This window comes from Alteromonas gracilis, from assembly GCF_043642145.1.
GTDB lineage: Bacteria > Pseudomonadota > Gammaproteobacteria > Enterobacterales > Alteromonadaceae > Alteromonas > Alteromonas gracilis_B.
The window spans coordinates 72,268-89,965 of record NZ_JBHZRZ010000007.1; the positions used below are offsets into that span (position 1 = coordinate 72,268).

General features: G+C 44.3%; 17 protein-coding genes. 6 read left to right on the forward strand and 11 right to left on the reverse strand.

Going from position 1 to position 17,698, the window contains the following annotated elements; all coding sequences use genetic code 11:
- The first annotated feature begins 149 nt into the window (after nucleotides 1-149).
- On the forward strand, nucleotides 150-458 hold the full coding sequence (locus tag ACHUFN_RS13940; RefSeq protein ID WP_394223032.1) for a hypothetical protein: 309 nt from the start codon (nucleotides 150-152) through the stop codon (nucleotides 456-458).
- Between the two features lie 9 nt (nucleotides 459-467).
- The gene (locus ACHUFN_RS13945) at nucleotides 468-662 is read left to right on the forward strand and encodes a DUF2970 domain-containing protein (RefSeq protein WP_394223034.1); all 195 of its coding nucleotides are present in this window, start codon (nucleotides 468-470) and stop codon (nucleotides 660-662) included.
- A 2-nt stretch (nucleotides 663-664) separates the two neighbouring features.
- On the opposite strand, the gene ACHUFN_RS13950 is transcribed toward ACHUFN_RS13945, so the two are convergent.
- The 9 genes from ACHUFN_RS13950 to pilM form a co-directional block, all read right to left on the reverse strand.
- Complete coding sequence (locus ACHUFN_RS13950; protein WP_394223035.1) at nucleotides 665-1,546, reverse strand: Dam family site-specific DNA-(adenine-N6)-methyltransferase; 882 nt, start codon at nucleotides 1,544-1,546, stop codon at nucleotides 665-667.
- A 227-nt stretch (nucleotides 1,547-1,773) separates the two neighbouring features.
- A complete protein-coding gene (locus tag ACHUFN_RS13955) occupies nucleotides 1,774-3,261 on the reverse strand; it encodes an SPOR domain-containing protein (protein ID WP_394223037.1) in 1,488 nt (495 codons plus the stop codon).
- 99 nt (nucleotides 3,262-3,360) lie between these two features.
- A complete protein-coding gene (aroB, locus tag ACHUFN_RS13960; RefSeq protein ID WP_394223038.1) occupies nucleotides 3,361-4,428 on the reverse strand; it encodes a 3-dehydroquinate synthase in 1,068 nt (355 codons plus the stop codon).
- A gap of 30 nt (nucleotides 4,429-4,458) precedes the next feature.
- Complete coding sequence (gene aroK / locus ACHUFN_RS13965) at nucleotides 4,459-4,974, reverse strand: shikimate kinase AroK (RefSeq protein WP_014948032.1); 516 nt, start codon at nucleotides 4,972-4,974, stop codon at nucleotides 4,459-4,461.
- Between the two features lie 269 nt (nucleotides 4,975-5,243).
- Nucleotides 5,244-7,016: a type IV pilus secretin PilQ gene (locus tag ACHUFN_RS13970; RefSeq protein WP_394223039.1), complete on the reverse strand. Its 1,773-nt coding sequence runs from the start codon at nucleotides 7,014-7,016 to the stop codon at nucleotides 5,244-5,246.
- 2 nt (nucleotides 7,017-7,018) lie between these two features.
- Nucleotides 7,019-7,546, reverse strand: a complete 528-nt coding sequence (locus ACHUFN_RS13975) for a pilus assembly protein PilP (protein WP_394223040.1) — start codon at nucleotides 7,544-7,546, stop codon at nucleotides 7,019-7,021.
- The gene (locus ACHUFN_RS13980) at nucleotides 7,543-8,154 is read right to left on the reverse strand and encodes a type IV pilus inner membrane component PilO (protein WP_394223041.1); all 612 of its coding nucleotides are present in this window, start codon (nucleotides 8,152-8,154) and stop codon (nucleotides 7,543-7,545) included. The genes ACHUFN_RS13975 and ACHUFN_RS13980 overlap by 4 nt, the downstream gene beginning before the upstream one ends.
- Before the next feature lie 2 nt (nucleotides 8,155-8,156).
- Entirely contained in the window at nucleotides 8,157-8,735 is a 579-nt protein-coding gene (locus ACHUFN_RS13985; protein ID WP_394223043.1) for a PilN domain-containing protein, read from the reverse strand.
- Nucleotides 8,723-9,790, reverse strand: a complete 1,068-nt coding sequence (gene pilM / locus ACHUFN_RS13990) for a type IV pilus assembly protein PilM (protein WP_394223044.1) — start codon at nucleotides 9,788-9,790, stop codon at nucleotides 8,723-8,725. The genes ACHUFN_RS13985 and pilM overlap by 13 nt, the downstream gene beginning before the upstream one ends.
- A gap of 136 nt (nucleotides 9,791-9,926) precedes the next feature.
- Here pilM and ACHUFN_RS13995 point away from each other — a divergent pair, with 136 nt between their 5' ends.
- The 4 genes from ACHUFN_RS13995 (at nucleotide 9,927) to yghU (ending at nucleotide 16,061) form a co-directional block, all read left to right on the forward strand.
- Nucleotides 9,927-12,590: a penicillin-binding protein 1A gene (locus tag ACHUFN_RS13995; protein WP_394223045.1), complete on the forward strand. Its 2,664-nt coding sequence runs from the start codon at nucleotides 9,927-9,929 to the stop codon at nucleotides 12,588-12,590.
- A 79-nt stretch (nucleotides 12,591-12,669) separates the two neighbouring features.
- Complete coding sequence (locus ACHUFN_RS14000) at nucleotides 12,670-14,361, forward strand: NAD-dependent malic enzyme (RefSeq protein ID WP_394223046.1); 1,692 nt, start codon at nucleotides 12,670-12,672, stop codon at nucleotides 14,359-14,361.
- A gap of 306 nt (nucleotides 14,362-14,667) precedes the next feature.
- Nucleotides 14,668-14,925, forward strand: a complete 258-nt coding sequence (locus ACHUFN_RS14005; RefSeq protein ID WP_394223047.1) for a hypothetical protein — start codon at nucleotides 14,668-14,670, stop codon at nucleotides 14,923-14,925.
- Nucleotides 14,926-15,203: 278 nt separating this feature from the next.
- Nucleotides 15,204-16,061 carry a glutathione-dependent disulfide-bond oxidoreductase gene (yghU, locus tag ACHUFN_RS14010; protein WP_394223049.1) on the forward strand — a complete coding sequence of 286 codons (858 nt, stop codon included), beginning with the start codon at nucleotides 15,204-15,206 and terminating at the stop codon, nucleotides 16,059-16,061.
- Between the two features lie 281 nt (nucleotides 16,062-16,342).
- Here yghU and ACHUFN_RS14015 read toward each other — a convergent pair whose 3' ends face one another.
- Both ACHUFN_RS14015 and ACHUFN_RS14020 read right to left on the reverse strand, forming a co-directional pair.
- Nucleotides 16,343-16,834 (reverse strand): hypothetical protein, encoded by a 492-nt coding sequence (locus ACHUFN_RS14015; RefSeq protein WP_394223050.1) that lies wholly within the window; start codon nucleotides 16,832-16,834, stop codon nucleotides 16,343-16,345.
- Between the two features lie 275 nt (nucleotides 16,835-17,109).
- Nucleotides 17,110-17,688, reverse strand: coding sequence for a TetR/AcrR family transcriptional regulator (locus ACHUFN_RS14020; protein ID WP_394223051.1), 579 nt, complete (start codon nucleotides 17,686-17,688; stop codon nucleotides 17,110-17,112).
- Nucleotides 17,689-17,698: the final 10 nt, after the last annotated feature.

Sequence of the window (17,698 nt, forward strand, 5' to 3'; positions counted from 1 at the left end):
TTGGCCTTTAGATTTAACGTTGAGAACTAAAAGCCTAATGTTAGTCAGTTAGGCTTTTCATTTTTTAGGCGACTAATTTTTAGCTTGTCCACAACTCGGTTTTGATTATAATGAGACTAATTTTTAAACGAGTGTAAGGGGTATTCAGGATGAAAGTTCTTCCTTTTTTAGCAGTCTGCGGAGCTGTCGCGCTAGTTGGCGTTTCAGTAACCAGCACGCCTAGTTCGCACTCGTCTGTTTGTAAATTTCAACCTGTTACTGAATTCAATCCCAAGCTACCTGCGAGTCACATCCAAAATCAATGCGCCCGCTATCAAGATGGCGTCGAGGAAGTAAGTTGGTTATCGTGGATTGCTGGTAAATCTCCCTCATTCCAATTTCACTTTTTAGATTTACTTGAGTTGCTGCACAGCGACGATGGTAATCGAGATTTTACTTCACCCGCTAACGACGCATAAGGGGGCATTATGCAATCTGGTACTGGTTTTTGGTCAGTTCTAGGGAGTGTAGTCGCAAGCTTATTTGGCGTTCAAAGCCATAAAAACTATGAGCGTGACTTTACCAAAGGCACATTTATCAGTTTCGCTGTAATTGGCGTAGCTTTAGTCGCGCTATTTGTTGTTTCGCTGTTTATATTCGTAAAGTGGTACGCAGGCTTCTGAGACTATAACGAAGAGCGTGTTGACGGCTTTTTTTTACGGGTATTGCGCTTAGGAACGACCTTTGCGGGTGGGAAAAATGCCAGAATTTCATCAACTGGCTGTCGTTTTGCACCGTTTTGGCTGATAGAACGCTTTACTGACAGCATGCTAAAGTCGGCACCCTGATATAGCGCTCGCGTTAACGGTAAGTCGTGATTAGACACCAGTACAGGTATACCCCGTTTCTTAGCCGCACGGGTAGCAAGCTCGGCAAGTTTTTCTTGAGATTCTTGTCCAAAACTTCTCGCGGCATAGCTTGTAAATGCCGCGGTTTTGCTAATAGGCGCGTAGGGTGGGTCACAATAAATCACGTTACCACGCCTTGCTCTTGAAAATACTTTCTCAAAAGGAAGACAGGTGAATGTGGCTTTTTGCGACTTTTCTGAGAATACGAACATCTCGTCTTCTGGAAAGTAGGGCTTTTTATAGCGTCCGAAAGGTACGTTGAATCGCCCTTGAAGGCTGTAACGACAAAGCCCGTTGTATCCGTGTCGATTTAAATAAAGAAATAAAATGGCGCGATAATATTCGTCTTGGGTGGCGTTAAATTCTTCTCGCAGCGCGTAATACATGTTCTCTTCGTTATACTTTGACTCGAAAAAAGAGCGAGCATCATTGATGAGTGCATCGGGCTGGGCTTTTAGAAAATTGTATAAGTTAATGAGATCTGGATTGATGTCATTTAGCAAGTAGCGTTTGTACTGCGTATTCAAAAAAACAGATCCTGCACCAACAAACGGTTCTATTAGTTTATTGGCTTGCGGTAATCTGGCCTGAATATGCTCAACCAAGCTGTATTTGCCACCGGCCCATTTTAAAAAAGCCCGGTTTTTTTTCTGCATCATGCTTAAACGTTACTACCTAGACGGAATGAAGACGGTGGTTTTTCCGTGCGCCGCCGTTCCAAGGGAAAGGGTCGTCTTTATACTTTTATGCTGATCAGCATCAGATATCACCACGCTAAAGGTAGATTGTAACTTTCATCAGTAAAACGGACAACCAACAAGTGTCGCAAGAATCAAATTTTGCCAATTTACCGAAAAATATGGGGGTTTTTTAGTTTCAAAACGACTTAATTTTGGGCTTTGCTCATTTCAGAAAGTATCTGGTCCCCGCGTTTGATAAACGCATTTTGTTTTCCTGGATACTCAGGTAGAGCTGAGCGCGCTTGTTGTGCCTGTGATAAAGAGGCGTAAGAGCTTTTGTGAACAACGACAAACCACTCACCGCCGTAGCGTATCGTTTTATAAATTCGCGTTTTTTCACTTAAATTGTTTTCGTTTAGAAATGCATTTAGTACAGATTCACTCTTCATTGCTAGCATTTGAATGGCATAGTCGTTTGCGGAAATCCAACTTTCTTGCGCAGCGGGCGCGTTGTTCGTTGGCGATTTATCTGAAGTTGTAAGGTCGTTGCTTAGCCTGGTTTGTTCTAAAGCCGCTGTTCCGTCAATGTCTTTATTGTTTAGCGGCGAAGTAGCTTCGTTAACAGATTGAGCATTGCTTAATGGTTGGCTGTTAGCTTGTTGCTCTGAAGGTGTCGGTACTTGTGGAAGCGATGAAACCGCAGTTTCCCAATTGGTAACGAGCGAGTCACCGTCAGTTTCAACCGTGTCTGTGCTTCTACTATTGTTAGTATCTGAAAGTAGGTTAGCATTAAAGCTTTGCGAGCCTTCGTTATTCTTTGGCGCGGGCGAAGCCGACAGGATTTCGCTTTCTAACTCTGTGTTTTCAGCGCCAGACGCACTGTCACTTTTATCTGTCTCTTCATGGCCGATAAGCGTTTTATAGGCCGAGCCTGGCACCACCTGATTATTATCAGGTTCATCTGATTGCTGCTCAATAGGCGCAAATATTGACCCCAATTTGTCGCCATACTGCCAATAAATAAGGCCAGAGAAAGTTGTTAGAAAAACGCATGCAACCGCTAAATAAAACCACTTGGTTTTTAATGGGTTCGTGAAGGTTTGCGTATTCTCTCGCTGGCGATTTTCTAGATGTGCTTGAAAGGCCTCTCGTCGTGAAGCAATCATCTTATCAAGTTCAGATTCGAAGTTTGGCTGCTCGCTCATTACCGATTGGCTACTGATAATAAGTGGGGTCTCTGTATTTTTTGCTGGAAGCCACTGCTTAGCGCGCTCTGCCCAGTCGTTATTTGCAAAAAGAAGCACGTTCAAATGCTGCTTATTTCCTGCAAAGCGGCTCTGAAGTACTAGGTTCCAAAGTTCTTGAAGTAGGGCGTCAGGAAGATGATGGGCCTGGGTTATCGCAATTAAAATAGGGCCTTCGTGGCGATTTAAATCAGAAAGTAATTCATTTAACGGTCGAACAAAGCTACCCACTACTTGCCCAAGTAACTGCCTGCAAAGCTGACGGCGATAGTCTGACGGCTCCATATTCTCTTGCGCGGTTAAATATGCAATTTCAGTGTCGTCGTGCTGTTGAAAGACAAAGGCTTCAAGGGTTTTTTGTTGTTGAGCAATAGATTCACCGCTGACAAAAATCAGCTGAGAAGAGTAATTGACCAAATATTCCAAACGTTCATGCAGTTCACTTTGCATGGGAGTTTGCCCTTATTCACCGTTGCTGTTAATTGTATGGCAAGCAATGCATGGTATTAAAAGGAGCTGTGCATTGCTTGTGTGTCGCGAGGGCTAAAGCTAAGAGAGGATGTCTGCAAGAATCTCGTCGGTGACGTCCTTGGTAACAACCGCTTTGCCAATACCTTGTGGAAGCACGAATCGAATACTGCCCGCTTCTACTTTTTTATCGCGTTTCATGTGTTTAACGTAGTCGCCTTTCTTCATGCTTTCAGGCCCCTTAACAGGCAGCGAAAACGCTTCAAACAATGCTGATACACGACGCGTTTCTGACGCTTCAAACCACGATAACGCCTCTGCTGCTTTACAAGCAAGTATAGTACCAGCGGCCACGGCCTCGCCATGTAGCCAATTGCCATAACCTTGTTCTGCTTCAATGGCGTGGCCAAAGGTATGACCAAGATTTAAAATAGCGCGTAAGCCGCCTTCTCTTTCATCTTTTGCAACCACATCTGCTTTAATTTCACAGCAGCGCAAGATAGCTTGGGTAAGAATTTGTGTATCTAATGAGCTTAGCGCATCAACATTATCCTCAAGCCACGCAAAAAACGGTGCGTCGTAAATAATGCCGTATTTAATCACCTCTGCCATACCCGCCGAGAATTCTCGTGGCGGTAACGTGGCAAGAGAATCGGTATCAATGGCTACAAAGACAGGTTGGTAAAATGCGCCAATCATGTTTTTACCCAGCGGATGATTAACAGCGGTTTTGCCGCCAACCGAAGAGTCTACTTGAGAAAGCAGCGTGGTGGGTACTTGAATGAAAGGTATGCCTCGTTGGTAAGTCGCAGCTACAAATCCTGTTAGGTCGCCGATTACCCCTCCGCCTAATGCGATAAGCGTGGTGTCTCTTGCCGCATTAAGTTCAAGAAGACGTGTCATAACCACTTCGAATTGGGCTAGGTTTTTGTGTTGTTCACCGTCGGGCAAAATGATGGTTTCAACTTGAACGTCACCGCATGCGGCTTTCGCAGCTTCGAGGTAAAGGGGAGCGACAGTTTCGTTAGTAACGATAACGGCAAGTGGACCTTTGATATAGGCATTAAAAAGGCCGGGTTGCGAAAGCAGCCCAGCCTCTATCTGTATAGGATAGCTACGTTCTCCAAGTTCCACAGTTAAGGTTGACATGGGCGTAGCACCTCCTATTACATATTTAATTTATAAACCAATTTTGCTGATAATTTGGTTTGCTACAGCACGTGCGCTTTGGTCGTCTGTATCAACAATGTAGTCAGCTACTTCTTCATAAAGCGGGTTGCGCATTTCTGCAAGATCGCGAAGTACTTGTTCTGGATCTTCATTTTGCAGCAAAGGACGACGTTTATCGCGTTGTGTACGGGCAACTTGCTTATCAATTGTCGTTTGTAGGTAAACAACAATTCCACGGGCAGATAAACGATTGCGCACAGCTTTAGTCACTATTGAGCCGCCGCCTGTGGCAAGTACGATACCTTGCTTATCTGTCAAATCGTTAATGACGTTTTCTTCGCGCTTACGGAAACCGTCTTCACCTTCAAGGTCAAAGATCCAAGCAATGTCAGCCCCTGTACGGCGCTCAATTTCCTGATCCGAATCAAAAAAGTCTAGGTGAAGTTCGTCTGCCAGATGTCTACCGATGGTACTTTTGCCAGCACCCATTGGGCCAACTAAAAAGATATTACGTTTTTCAGCCATATTTGCTTATATCACAACTTAATCATGTTAGGGGCAGTGCACTGTTGCCTTACCAGCCTACCCATTGACTCGTGCCTATTTAGTGTCCAATAAGCACCACTCCTTAAACCTCGCTTAAATTTCGAGGCGAGGATTATCTCAGTTTCCTGTAAGGCGTTGCAAGTTTTGTTACCAACAAATAGCGTATACCTGTAAATTTAGTTACAAAAAAGGGCTGAAAACAAAAAAAACGCATGAAAATGCGCTTTTTTCACAAAAGTTTTTCGTCTTTACGGTCTTTCAGTCACAATTTTAGGTGTAACGAAGATAAGTAACTCTCGTTTTTGTTGTAACTCAGATGAGTTTCTAAATAGTGCACCAACCAAAGGTAAGTCACCAAACAGCGGCACTTTCGAAACACCGTCAGAACTGGTTTGCTGGAAAATGCCACCTAGTACAATGGTTTCGCCATTTTCTACTAACACCTGAGTTTTAATTTCTTGGGTATCAATTGCTACCGCGTCACCGGTAGACGTTGATACCGTTTCACCACGAGTATCTTGTGTCACAACCAAGTCTAAAATTATGCGATTATCAGGTGTGATATGAGGCGTTACTTTAAGCGACAACACCGCTTTTTTGAATTCTACCGAGGTAGCACCGCTCGATGTTGCTTGAACGTAGGGAATTTCTGTACCTTGTTCAATATAGGCTTCGTGCTGATTGGCAACCGTGATACGCGGGCTGGCAATAATTTCCCCTTTGTTCTCAGACTCTAGGGCGGAAAGCTCTAGGTCTAATATGGTGCCGTCGACTAAGCTCGCAATTTGAAAACCAATGCTTCCTGCAGCACTAGAAACAGGCAGGTTAACATTGAGGCGATTATTAATACTTGGTACGACACCTCCGGCAATAGTATCAGCACCTTCTAAACTGCCTGAGACGCCATTGTCATCTTGACGGTCGCTAAAGCCCCAGCGCACGCCAAGCTGTTCATCAACGTCGTCTAATACCGTTACCATGCGACTTTCGATAAGCACCTGCTTAACCGGAATGTCGAGCGCGTTAATGGTTTTTCTTGCTTCGTCTATTGACGCTAAGGTATCGCGTATAAGCAACGTATTCGTTCGCTCGTCTACTGTAACCCCACCTCGCTCTGAAAGAATGCCGCCCTCAGTTGATTTTAAGATGGTAGCAAGAGCAGCAGCCTTGGCATAATTAACAGAAATATTTACGGTGTGAAGTGGCGCTAAGTCTGATACTTGCTTTTTTGATTGGAGAGCTTGAGTTTCACGGGCAGACAATTCTTCTGCTGGGGCGATTAAAAGAATATTGCCTTCTAGTCGTTTATCTAAGCCTTTAACGCGCAAAATCATATCTAGTGCTTGATCCCAAGGCACGCCAGAAAGGCTAATTGTAACGTTACCTGTTACCGTATCGGTGGTGACCAAATTGAACCCGTTAACTTGTGCAATAATTTGAAGAACTTGTCTTACAGGCACATCTTGGAAGTCTAGAGAGATTGGGTCGCCCGTGTATTTTTGCTCAGCCTCTAGGGCTTCTTGCTGCTCACTGTCCATTGGAGAGATCGCAATCCGTAAAAGGCCATCTTTCACAGTGTGCTGAACGGTCACCGGGCCAGCATAATTAATTTCAATTCGGGCACCGTCTTTATCTTCAAACGTTTCTATGGTTGAAACCATTGTGCCAAAGTCAGCGACGTTTAACTCTACTAGCTGATCTTCGCCTAGTTTGGTATTGGGTAGTGTGAGACTTACTTTACCTTGTGATTCAATAAGTTGTACCTTTGGGGGCTGTCCATCATAGTTCACTAAGGTCACAGCGGTGTCGTTGGCCGACTGAGTAAAATCTATTTTGGTCACAGTTGTACTTATCGCCGACGCTTTTTGCTTTGCGTCGGGGTCAACCAAACGCGGTTCTTGTGCTTTAACGGGCGATACAAATACAGTAACTGAAAAAATTGCAGCCACAGCAAAGGCCAGCCAATACCACCTAGGCGCTCTACGATTCAGAGATTTGTTAAATATGTATCGTTCGGCCATGCTTACTCTCCTGCCTTCGATGCTGTAGTCATTGTTGTTGTTTTCCTTTGCCAGCAGCCGGCACCGTCCGGTAATAGTTGTTCAATAGTAATTGAATCGGTGCCAATTTGCGTAATTTTGCCATAAAACAAGCCGATACGACTTCCAACTTTCGCTTTATGTAAAACGCCATCGTTGCTTTTTAATAGCGCCCATTTGTCTTCTTTCACCGAAAAGTTGCCGGTAAGCGCGAGCGCGTCAACGCCATAAGCCTCCAATGCTTCTTTAGGACGTTGGAAGTTTGGCTGTAAACAGTTTTCTACTCGTGCCTTTGCCACTGGAGCAGTGTTATTTTTAGGACGATCGAAAGGGCTTCTTAACGCGCTTGCAGAATAGCTAAAGGGCGGATGCGTTTTAAATTCTGGGTATGGCTCAATTTGAGGCTGCGCCCGTTCTTTAACGCTTTGCGTATACGCCTTCAAGTCGTCAAGCTTAGGTGAGCAGCCAGTTATTAGCAGCAACACTAAAAGCGATGAACACAAGCGAATCATTGCTCATCTCCTTCAATATCTGACGAGTTTTCTGAACGGTAGGTTTTAGCTTGAAGCTTCAAAGAAAGCCCGCTTTGCTCTCTCTTAATATCAAAATCGTGAAGAGTAACAATACGAGGTAAATCAGCTACCTTTGAAACGAACTCCCCAAAATTGTGATAGCCGCCACTCACTTCCATTTCAATAGGTAGTTCGGTGTAGAACTCTTTTGGAACTTCTTGTTGCCAGTTAAGCAACTCAAACGTGAGTCCAGATGCCGTTCCTACGTATGTGATATCATCAAGCAACCCTGGCGTTTCATTGCTGGTGGGCAAACTTTTAAGCATGGAAGAGAAGTCTTCTTTAATTTGTGCCAGCTGCGCTTGGTATGCTTCTAAATTTACCGCGATACGGTATTTCGCCTCAAACTGAAGTTTAAGTTCTTGTTCCTTTAATTCTGCGGCATCTTTAATAGGTAGTTTTGGGCTTATAAGCATGTAGTAGCTTAGCGCACCCACGGCAATTGCCACGAAAGCGGCAACAACAATACGTACTTCGTTTGGCCAAATAGCGATTTGCTCGAAGTCGAGCTCATTAAGTTCTTTTAGTTTCGAAACGTCAAACTTCATTATTACTGCGCCTCGCTACTTTCAATTTCTAAAGGAGCAACATTTGGGTTGATGGAAAACGTCAGCGTAAAGTTGCTAATTGCTCTTGCGGCGCTGCTATCCGATTTAATGGTGGAAATTTCGGCGGCAACAAATACCTTAGAGTTATCTAATGCGCGCATAAAATCAGAGAGACGGTTATTTGAATCGCTTATGCCTTCTATTTCAATGCGGTTATTGCTTCGTGTCATCGACTCGAACGCCACGCCTGGCGGCACGAGCTTCGCTAATTCGTCAAACACTATCGGTGCCACATTGCGGCTAGCTTGAAGTTGCTCAATAAGCGCCATCCGTTGCTCAATAGCATTTTTACTGTCTTTAACCTTCTTAATCTCTGCTATTTGCGCATCTAGCACGGCAATTTCGCGCTCCAGATACTGGTTACGAGTATTTTGATTATCTATTTGCTGGTCGATAGCTTGACCGATAAACCAAAAAATAAGGCCAACAATAGCTGCAACCGCAAGAAGTCCAGCAAGATATTGTTGTTTTTGGTGTTGGCGCTGCTTTTCACGCCAAGGCAGTAAGTTTACATGTGCCATGGCGTAAAACTCCGACTCGCTAAACCGGCAGCAATCGCTAACTGCGGGGCAATTTTGTTCAGTCTTTCAACATCCAGCTTGGGGTTTACTGCCATGGTGTTAAATGGATTAAAGCAGTTCACCTCTAAACCCAAATCTTGTTTCAAAATGTCTACTAGCGGTTCAATCGTCGCTCCGCCGCCGCTAAGCAGTATTTTTGTCGGGCGCTCGGCGTGAAGCGTGCTCATATACATTTGAAGCGCTCGGTTAATATTTTGTTGAAGGCTGGCGGCAAATATAGGAAGTGTATCTTCAACCCAGTTTCCTGAAAGCGTGCCGTCTAAAAGCTGTCGCTCGGCTGTTTCACGCTCAACCATATGAATTGCGCTAATATCGTTAATTAGCTGATTAAGTCCAAATGCGTGTTCTTTGGTGTAAATCACATTGCCGTTTTTCACTACGCAAATTTGAAGCAAAGACGCACCTACATTAACGCAGCAAAGGGGAACATTTTCAGTACGAGGCGTATGGAAAAAGTCTAATGCATTGCCAATCGCATAGTTTTCCATATCAACAATTTTAGGCTCGAAGTTGGCTTCTCTTGCCAGCAGCAGTCGACTGTCTACCAAGTCTTTGTGAGCCGCAGTAAGAAGCACATTTACTTTGCCCGTGTGCGTTGGACTTGGACCCATCTCTTCAAAATCCAAATAGACTTCTTCTAGCGGATAGGGGATTAAGCTGTCTGCCTCTATTTCAATTTGATTTTCTAAATCGTAGTCGCTTTGTTCAGGGTCCATGTAAACAACTTTACTAATGACAGACGTGCCAGCCACTGCCACATTCGCGTGTTTTAATTTTGTTTTTAATGATTTGCGAATTTTCTTTAGAGCAATGCTCACCGGCTCATAGTCTTTGATGTCGCGCTCTGAAAAAGCAATTTTACTAATAGGCTCGCAGGCATACCCTTGAAGGACGAACCCGTCTTTCGATTGTTCTAGCCACACCGCTTTTATTTGACGCGTGCCTATATCTAAGCCCACAATGGGCGGCAGCTTTTTTTGGAACAGCGATTTCATTTGCAAGTGTCCAGTTTCAAAGGTAGTTGCTCTAAAGTACAATGTTACGCTAATAGTGTTATGCGTATGGTTCTACAGATAACACATACGTATAAAATATACGTCATTTCAACAAAATGTCTTGGTATCCGTTACAGTGAAGTACATCAAACCTCTTATTTTATTTACTTTTCTATCAGGTCTTCTTGGTTTTGCAGCACTGGTAGGTATTTACTTTTATATCAAACCTGACCTACCAAGTGTTACTGTACTTAAGGATGTACGTCTGCAAACACCGATGCAGATATACACCAAAGACGGAAAACTTATTTCACAGTATGGAGTTAAACGGCGGATACCAGTAAAACTTGAGGAAGTCCCTCAAGAATTAATAAACGCCATACTCGCAACAGAAGACAGTCGCTTCTACGAACACCGCGGAATTGATCCCATCGGTATTATGCGTGCAGCAGTAAGTTTAGTACTAACCGGCGAAAAACGTCAGGGCGCGAGTACACTAACTATGCAGCTAGCGCGAGGGTTCTTCCTTACCCGCGAAAAAACTTACATCAGGAAAGTAAAAGAAATCTTCATTGCGCTACACATGGAGCAAGAACTTTCTAAGCAGGAAATTCTAGTGCTATATTTGAATAAAATTGAGCTGGGGCATCGCGCTTTTGGTTTTGGTGCAGCCGCTCAGGTTTACTACGGGAAACCATTAAACGAACTCAACCTGGCGCAGATAGCAACAATTGCGGGCTTGCCTAAAGCGCCTTCGGTATTAAACCCCATTAGTGGGCCGCAGCGTTCAATTGAACGTCGTCGCGTGGTGCTTCTTCGTATGCTAGACGAGGATTACATTACAAAAGCGCAATTCGATGAAGCAGCCAATGCGCCGGTTTCTGCCAAGAAACACGGTGCAGAAATTGAAGTAGACGCCCCTTATCTCGCAGATACCATTTACAACGAGATGGTAGAAATTTATGGAAAAGAAGAAGCGGAAACGGGCGGATACCAAGTATTTGCCACCGCAACTTCTGATCTGCAGTTAGCGGCACAGCGCGCCGTGGTCCAAAACCTTCACGACTATGATGAGCGTCATGGTTACAAAGGCGCGTTAGGTTACCTGTGGAATATCCCAACACCAGAAAGTAAAGATGACGCCATTCCTCAGCTGCCATTGAGTTTTGACATAAGTGATAAAACAACGAGAGAGGCGTGGGATAACGACTCACTTATGCAAGTGCTGGAAGAAGTCCCTCATATTAAACCGCTGCTTCCATCTGTTGTAACCAAGGTTCACGAGCAGTCGATAGAAGTGTTTTCTGTAGATGGTAAAGCCAGAACTGTTGAGTGGGATGGGCTTGATTGGGCTCGACAGTACATTACTGATTTTAGACAGGGCAGTGATCCTAAAACCGCTTCAGATGTCACTCAAGAAGGCGCTGTAGTTTATATCAGGCAGCAAGAAGGGCAGTGGCGTATTTCTCAAATTCCAGAAGTAAGCGGTGCCTTTATTGCGCTTAACCCAAAAAATGGCGCGGTTGAAGCGGTTGTCGGTGGCTACAGTTTTTATCAAAGTCAGTTTAATAGAGCTACGCAGGCTAAGCGTCAGGTGGGCTCGAATATTAAGCCATTCGTTTATTCAGCAGCACTTGATAGTGGCTATACGCTTGCGTCTATTATCAATGACGCGCCTATCAATCAATGGAATGCCGCAACAGGTGTGGCGTGGCGACCACAAAACTCGCCGGCTGAATACGACGGCCCAATTAGAATGCGAAAGGCGCTTGGCAAGTCTAAAAACGTGGTGTCTGTTCGACTTCTACGTGGGGTTGGTTTACGAGAAACGGCCGATTATTTAACGCGCTTCGGCTTTAATCGCGACGATATTCCTCTTGATGAAACGGTGTCGTTAGGCTCAAGTTCGCATACTCCGCTAGAAGTGGTGAGAGGTATGTCTGTTATTGCCAATGGTGGTTACTTAGTGAACCCTCACTTCATTAGCAAGGTTCTTGACGAGAACGGTGAAGAGCTTTGGAAAGCGAACCCTGTTTGGGCATGCAATCGCTGTGAGAGTCAAAGCGAGCCAGAAATTCTGCCAGAAGATGAAGAGACCGATATTGAGGCGCTGCTAGCCGCAGAACTTAATCAGGATATCTTACTTGGTAATACCGACGACCAAGAGAGCATTGAAAAGGTGATAGCGCCTCAGGTTATTACCGCGCAAAATGCCTTCTTGGTTGCTGAAATGATGCGTACAGCAGTGCGCGCCAACGGTAATTGGAATAAAAAGACCTATTGGCTGGGAACGGGATGGCGCGCTCGCAACATTCTTCAACGTACCGATATTGCAGGTAAAACAGGTACAACGAACGACTCGAGAGACACTTGGTTTAGTGGCTTTAACAAAGATTTGGTGGCTACAACATGGGTAGGGTTCGATAACATGGGGAGGCAGTTGGGGCGCGCAACACGCAACCAAAACCTCATTAATAAAAACCCTGAAAAGTTTAATTGGTTAGGAAATGCCATGATTGGCATAGAAGATGGAGCGAAAGCGGCACAGCCAGCATGGATAAGATTTATGCAATATGCGCTAGAAAGTAAACCGCATACGCCTATGCCCGTACCAGAGAATATAGTGCGTGTTCGCATTGATCGTACCAGTGGAAAGTTGACCAGACGAACAGACCATACGACACTATTCGAATATTTCCTGCAAGGCACCGAACCAACAACTTATGTTCGCGATGACGAAGTGTTAGATCCAGCCACGCAGGATACAACTACTGCACCAGAGCCAGAAGAAATATTCTAATTACAAAAAGGCGCGTTAACACGGCGCGCCGCTTTAGGCTTAGGTGAACTATTTGCCTGAACACAATATCGGAAAACCAATGTCAGAAGATTCACAGCGATATCTTTATATTCCTCATTCCGGCCCTTCATTGCTGGAAACTCCCCTACTGAACAAAGGCAGTGCCTTTACTGCACGTGAGCGTGCTGCATTTAACTTAACAGGTTTGGTTCCTCCTAGGTACGAGACAATTGAAGAGCAGGTCGAGCGCGCTTACATGCAATACAGTAGCTTCGATGAAGCGCTCAATAAGCACATCTATCTACGCGCTATTCAAGACAATAACGAAACCTTATTTTACCGTCTTATTCAGAAACATATCGATGAAATGATGCCTATCATTTACACGCCTACCGTTGGCGATGCATGTGAGCAATTTTCTGACATTTATCGTAGTTCGCGCGGTTTGTTTGTTTCGTATGAAGAGCGTCATCAACTGGATGATATCGTGCGTAACGCGACCAAACGCAAAGTAAAAGTTATTGTTGTAACTGACGGTGAGCGAATTCTAGGTTTAGGTGACCAAGGCATAGGTGGTATGGGCATTCCTATTGGTAAGCTTTCATTGTACACCGCGTGTGGTGGCATAAGCCCGGCTTACACTTTGCCTGTAATGCTTGATGTTGGCACGAATAACGAAAAGCTATTAAATGACCCAATGTATATGGGTGCTCGTCACCCTCGTATCGGTCAGGAAGAATACGACGAATTCGTGGATATGTTCATCAATGCGGTTAAGCGTCGCTGGCCCGATGTCATGATTCAGTTTGAAGACTTCGCTCAGCCAAATGCTATGCCATTGCTCAACCGTTACCGCAATGAAGTGTGTTGTTTCAATGACGATATTCAAGGAACTGCGGCAGTTACGTTAGGAACCATCCTTGCTGCATGTAAGACCAAGCAGCAAAAACTTCGTGATATGAAAGTGGTATTCGTGGGGGCTGGTTCAGCAGGTTGTGGTATTGCTGAAATGCTTATCCAACAGATGGTTTTTGAAGGTCTTACTGACGAGCAGGCACGCAAACAAGTCTTTATGATTGACCGCTTCGGTTTGGTTAGCGAGGGAATGGAAGGACTACGCGATTTTCAGCAGAAACTGCAGCAGAAAACGGCGGATTTAGCTGACTGGACGTTTAGTGGTGATTACGCGTCATTACTTGACGTAATGCACTGTGCACAGCCAGATGTTCTTATTGGTGTTTCAGGTCAGCCTGGCTTGTTTACAGAACAAGTCATCCGCGCTATGAAGCAGGGTTGTGCACTGCCAATCATCTTTCCATTAAGTAACCCTTCACGCCAAGTTGAAGCACGTCCAGAGCAGGTTATTGAATGGACCGATGGAGAAGTTATCATTGCGACGGGTAGCCCTTTTAAGCCTGTAGAATATAACGGTAAAGTTTTCCCTATTGCGCAATGCAACAACTCATACATCTTCCCTGGTATTGGTTTGGGTGTTGTTGCGTCAAAGGCTAAGCTTATTAGTGACGAAATGCTTATGGCTGCAAGTAATGCATTGGCGGCAGCGTCGCCATTAGTCAACACAGGCCAAGGTTCGCTATTGCCGCCACTTGCTGCTATTGCGCAAATCAGTCGTGAGATAGCTTATGAAGTGGGTAAAGTTGCCATGGAGCAGGGGCTTGCTCTTGAAATGTCTGACGACGCATTGCGCGCCAGCATTGAGCGTAACTTCTGGAAAGCGGAATACCGCCCTTATAAACGGGTTAGTATTTAAACCCACAGAAGACTCAAAAAAAGCAGGCCAAGCCTGCTTTTTTGTACCTGTAAGAACCGCTTTTATTCAAGGCGCTCTTCATTGAATAGAAATTTTGATCGTTTATTGCACGCATTTTACTCGTATTGGTGGCCGAATTTTCCCTAAGGTAGAAAGGTGTTACCTATGCGCAACATTTCTTCACAAAATTTTCCTTTTCAACTTCGCTTATTTATATAACTAATTGTTACTTAATGGTTTTTATTAGTTGGCACAGTGGTTGATATACCTCTACTTAGATACAAAAAGGAGCGAGAGGTGTTATTGATGACCAAAATGAAAAATAGCCGACATTCTTTCTACGCCCGCATTATAAGGCGTTCATTTTCTACATCGTTAATCATGGCAGCTCTAACCACACTTTCTGCCTGTGAGAGTGCAAAGATTAACGCGGACGCACAGCCTGCTTCTTCTGCAAAAACTTCCTCTCAGTCAGGCATCGATACGTCTATTGATGATAACAGCGAGATGTTTACCTATTTAGATGAGTCTGAGCTCATCGATGCTTACTACGACATTAAATAACAGTGCCTTAGCAACTGTATTGTTTCACTCTATTGAGGTCACTTGCTTATCAGTAGCGATTGCCCTCGAATAGCACCAGTTTGCGGGCAATGGACTGCTCGCCTTTTATTCTTTAGCCGTGCTTGATGTTGTATTGAGCGCGGCTTTTTTATGTCAATAAACGTAAATCACCGTGTATTTGTCGACATCAGTGAGCTATAAATCTTTAAAAGTAGTTCTTTATTACCACAAGGTTTAACCACCAAAACCATTTTTACAAACAACTCAAAGGAATTGCTATGTCGACAGAAAACAACTACACGCCACCTGAGATTTGGACTGTGCCCAAGGATGATGGTAACAAGTGGGCGAGCATAAACCGCCCCGTGTCTGGTTCTACCCATAAGAAGGCACGACAAACAGGCGAGCACGGTTTGCAGCTTTATTCATTGGCGACACCTAACGGCCAGAAAGTCACAATTATGCTAGAAGAGCTTTTGTCGGCAGGAGTTAGCGAAGCGGAATACGACGCTTGGTTAATTGATATTGGTGAAGGTGATCAGTTTTCGTCAGGGTTTGTTGATGTGAACCCCAACAGCAAAATTCCTGCAATGGTGGATACTACAACCTCTCCTGAGACTAAGCTGTTTGAATCGGGCTCTATTTTGGTTTACCTGGCTGAAAAATTTTGTAAATTCATTCCTCAAGATGCACAAGCCAAAGTGGAATGTTTTAACTGGCTATTTTGGCAAGTGGGATCTGCGCCTTTTCTTGGCGGCGGTTTTGGGCATTTCTACAGCTATGCGCCATACCCAATGGAATACCCTATCAATCGTTTCACTATGGAAACAAAACGCCAGCTAGACGTACTTGATAAGCACTTAGCGAACAATGAATTTATGGTGGGCAGTGAGTACAGTATTGCTGATATGGCTATATGGCCTTGGTATGGCAATTTAGTGCTGGGTAATTTGTATGATGCAGCCACATTTCTTCAAGTACATGAATACACGAATGTAGCGCGTTGGGCTAAGCAACTAGAGCAGCGAAAGGGCGTTAAGCGCGGCCGCATAGTAAATAAAACGTGGGGCGAAGAAGGGCAGCTAGAAAACCGTCATAGCGCTAAAGACATAGACGATGCATTAGCCGCAAAATAAAAATTGGGGTCAGAGTTAATTAAATGCCTCAAATGTCATGTCTGTATCGGCATAGCTGAAGCGAAATACAAGCGAACGCGAAGGCTTTAAATTACTCTGACGGCAGATTAAAAAAAGTACCCTGACCCCAATATTTGCGATGCTATTTAAAACTGGGGTCAGAGTAGATTAGTTATATCAATTGCACTATCTGTGTTGGTATAACTTAAGCAAATTGCAAGAGGACGCGGGGCAGAAAATAACTCTGTCCCAGAATCAAAAAAGTACTCTGACCCCAATATTTAAATGAGCTCTGCCACACTTTTAAGGTAGGCTTTTTGGAGGGGCTTGAAGTCCCATTCGTTTAGGGGCTCTCTAAACTGAAAGTCACCCACACGGCCTTGCCATATTTCAGTTGGTGCTGTTGGCCAAGTTTTTATGTAAACCAATTTTCCGTGCAGACAGTGAAGGACTTCAAGTTTGGTTTGACCCGAATTGTCGTAAGCCACTTGCTCTGAAACAATTGTGCCTTCTTCACAGTCTTGGTTGAAGAAAACAAAACCGCGATAACTGCCGTTCTCAGTGATAGTGATAAGGGAAGCGTAGGTACCCTCTTTTGAAACTTTTCTTAATGCAGGTAACTGAGTTGCAACATGTTTAATTTGAAGTCGTTGTGATTTGTCGTGCCACTCCCAACCAGTACTTCCCATAAACGTAAGCTCGCTATTTCTATCTTCAACCTGCATTAAAAACGCAATAGAATTCCAAAACGCTACTGCAATAATGCATAGCATCAGCAATCCTGTAATGTAGATAAGCAGCTTCGTCATGCTAACGTTAAGTAAGCCCTTTGGTAAAACTTTAGTACGTGAGAAATCATGCGATAGACCTAGATTGCAAAAAAGTAATACGAACTCTATTGTTAATTACTTCATTTTGCCTTCGTTAAGCCAAACGTTGGTGGGCATCTAAGTAGCGGTGTTTGTGCAATACGATTTAGCCGATAGCGAGCAAATAGTAGTAAATGGGGTCAGAGTTAATTAATAAAAAAGTACTCTGACCCCAATTTTTAATGTGTGGCGACGAGCGCATAAACGTGAAGGCGGATAGCTTGAAGTGCTCGCTCTTTCCAGTTGTGCCAGGTAATGCGGTTGCTGATTTCATGCTGGTTTAGCGTGATATAACCGTGATTGAGCGCCCATACTTGCATGGCCACATCTTGTTTTTCTTCTACGGAAAGCTCTTTTTTTATCAGTGCCGCGGTGAGCTTCGTTAACGTTATAAACGCCTTTTCGCCAGCTTCAATGGCTTCGTCAGAGGGGGTGTAGTCTTTTAAATTCGACGCAAAAATTAAATGATAGTGTGCCGCATGAGTCTCAGAAAAGGTGAGTATTCGCTCGCAGCCATTAATCACTTTTTCCGCCGCGGTGTTTCCGTTTGCAGCCAACATTTCACGTTCAACAAGCTCAAAACCCTCAATATACAGCGCATCTAAAATACCCTGCTTTCCTTTGAAGTGGCTATAAATACCAATGGTAGACATACCGGCGCCTTCAGCAATTGCTCGTACGCTCAGGGCATTGGTCCCGCCTTTAAGAAACAACGTTGAAGCTGCATCTAAGATCTTCTGTCTCGTATCTTTTTTCATTAACACGTCA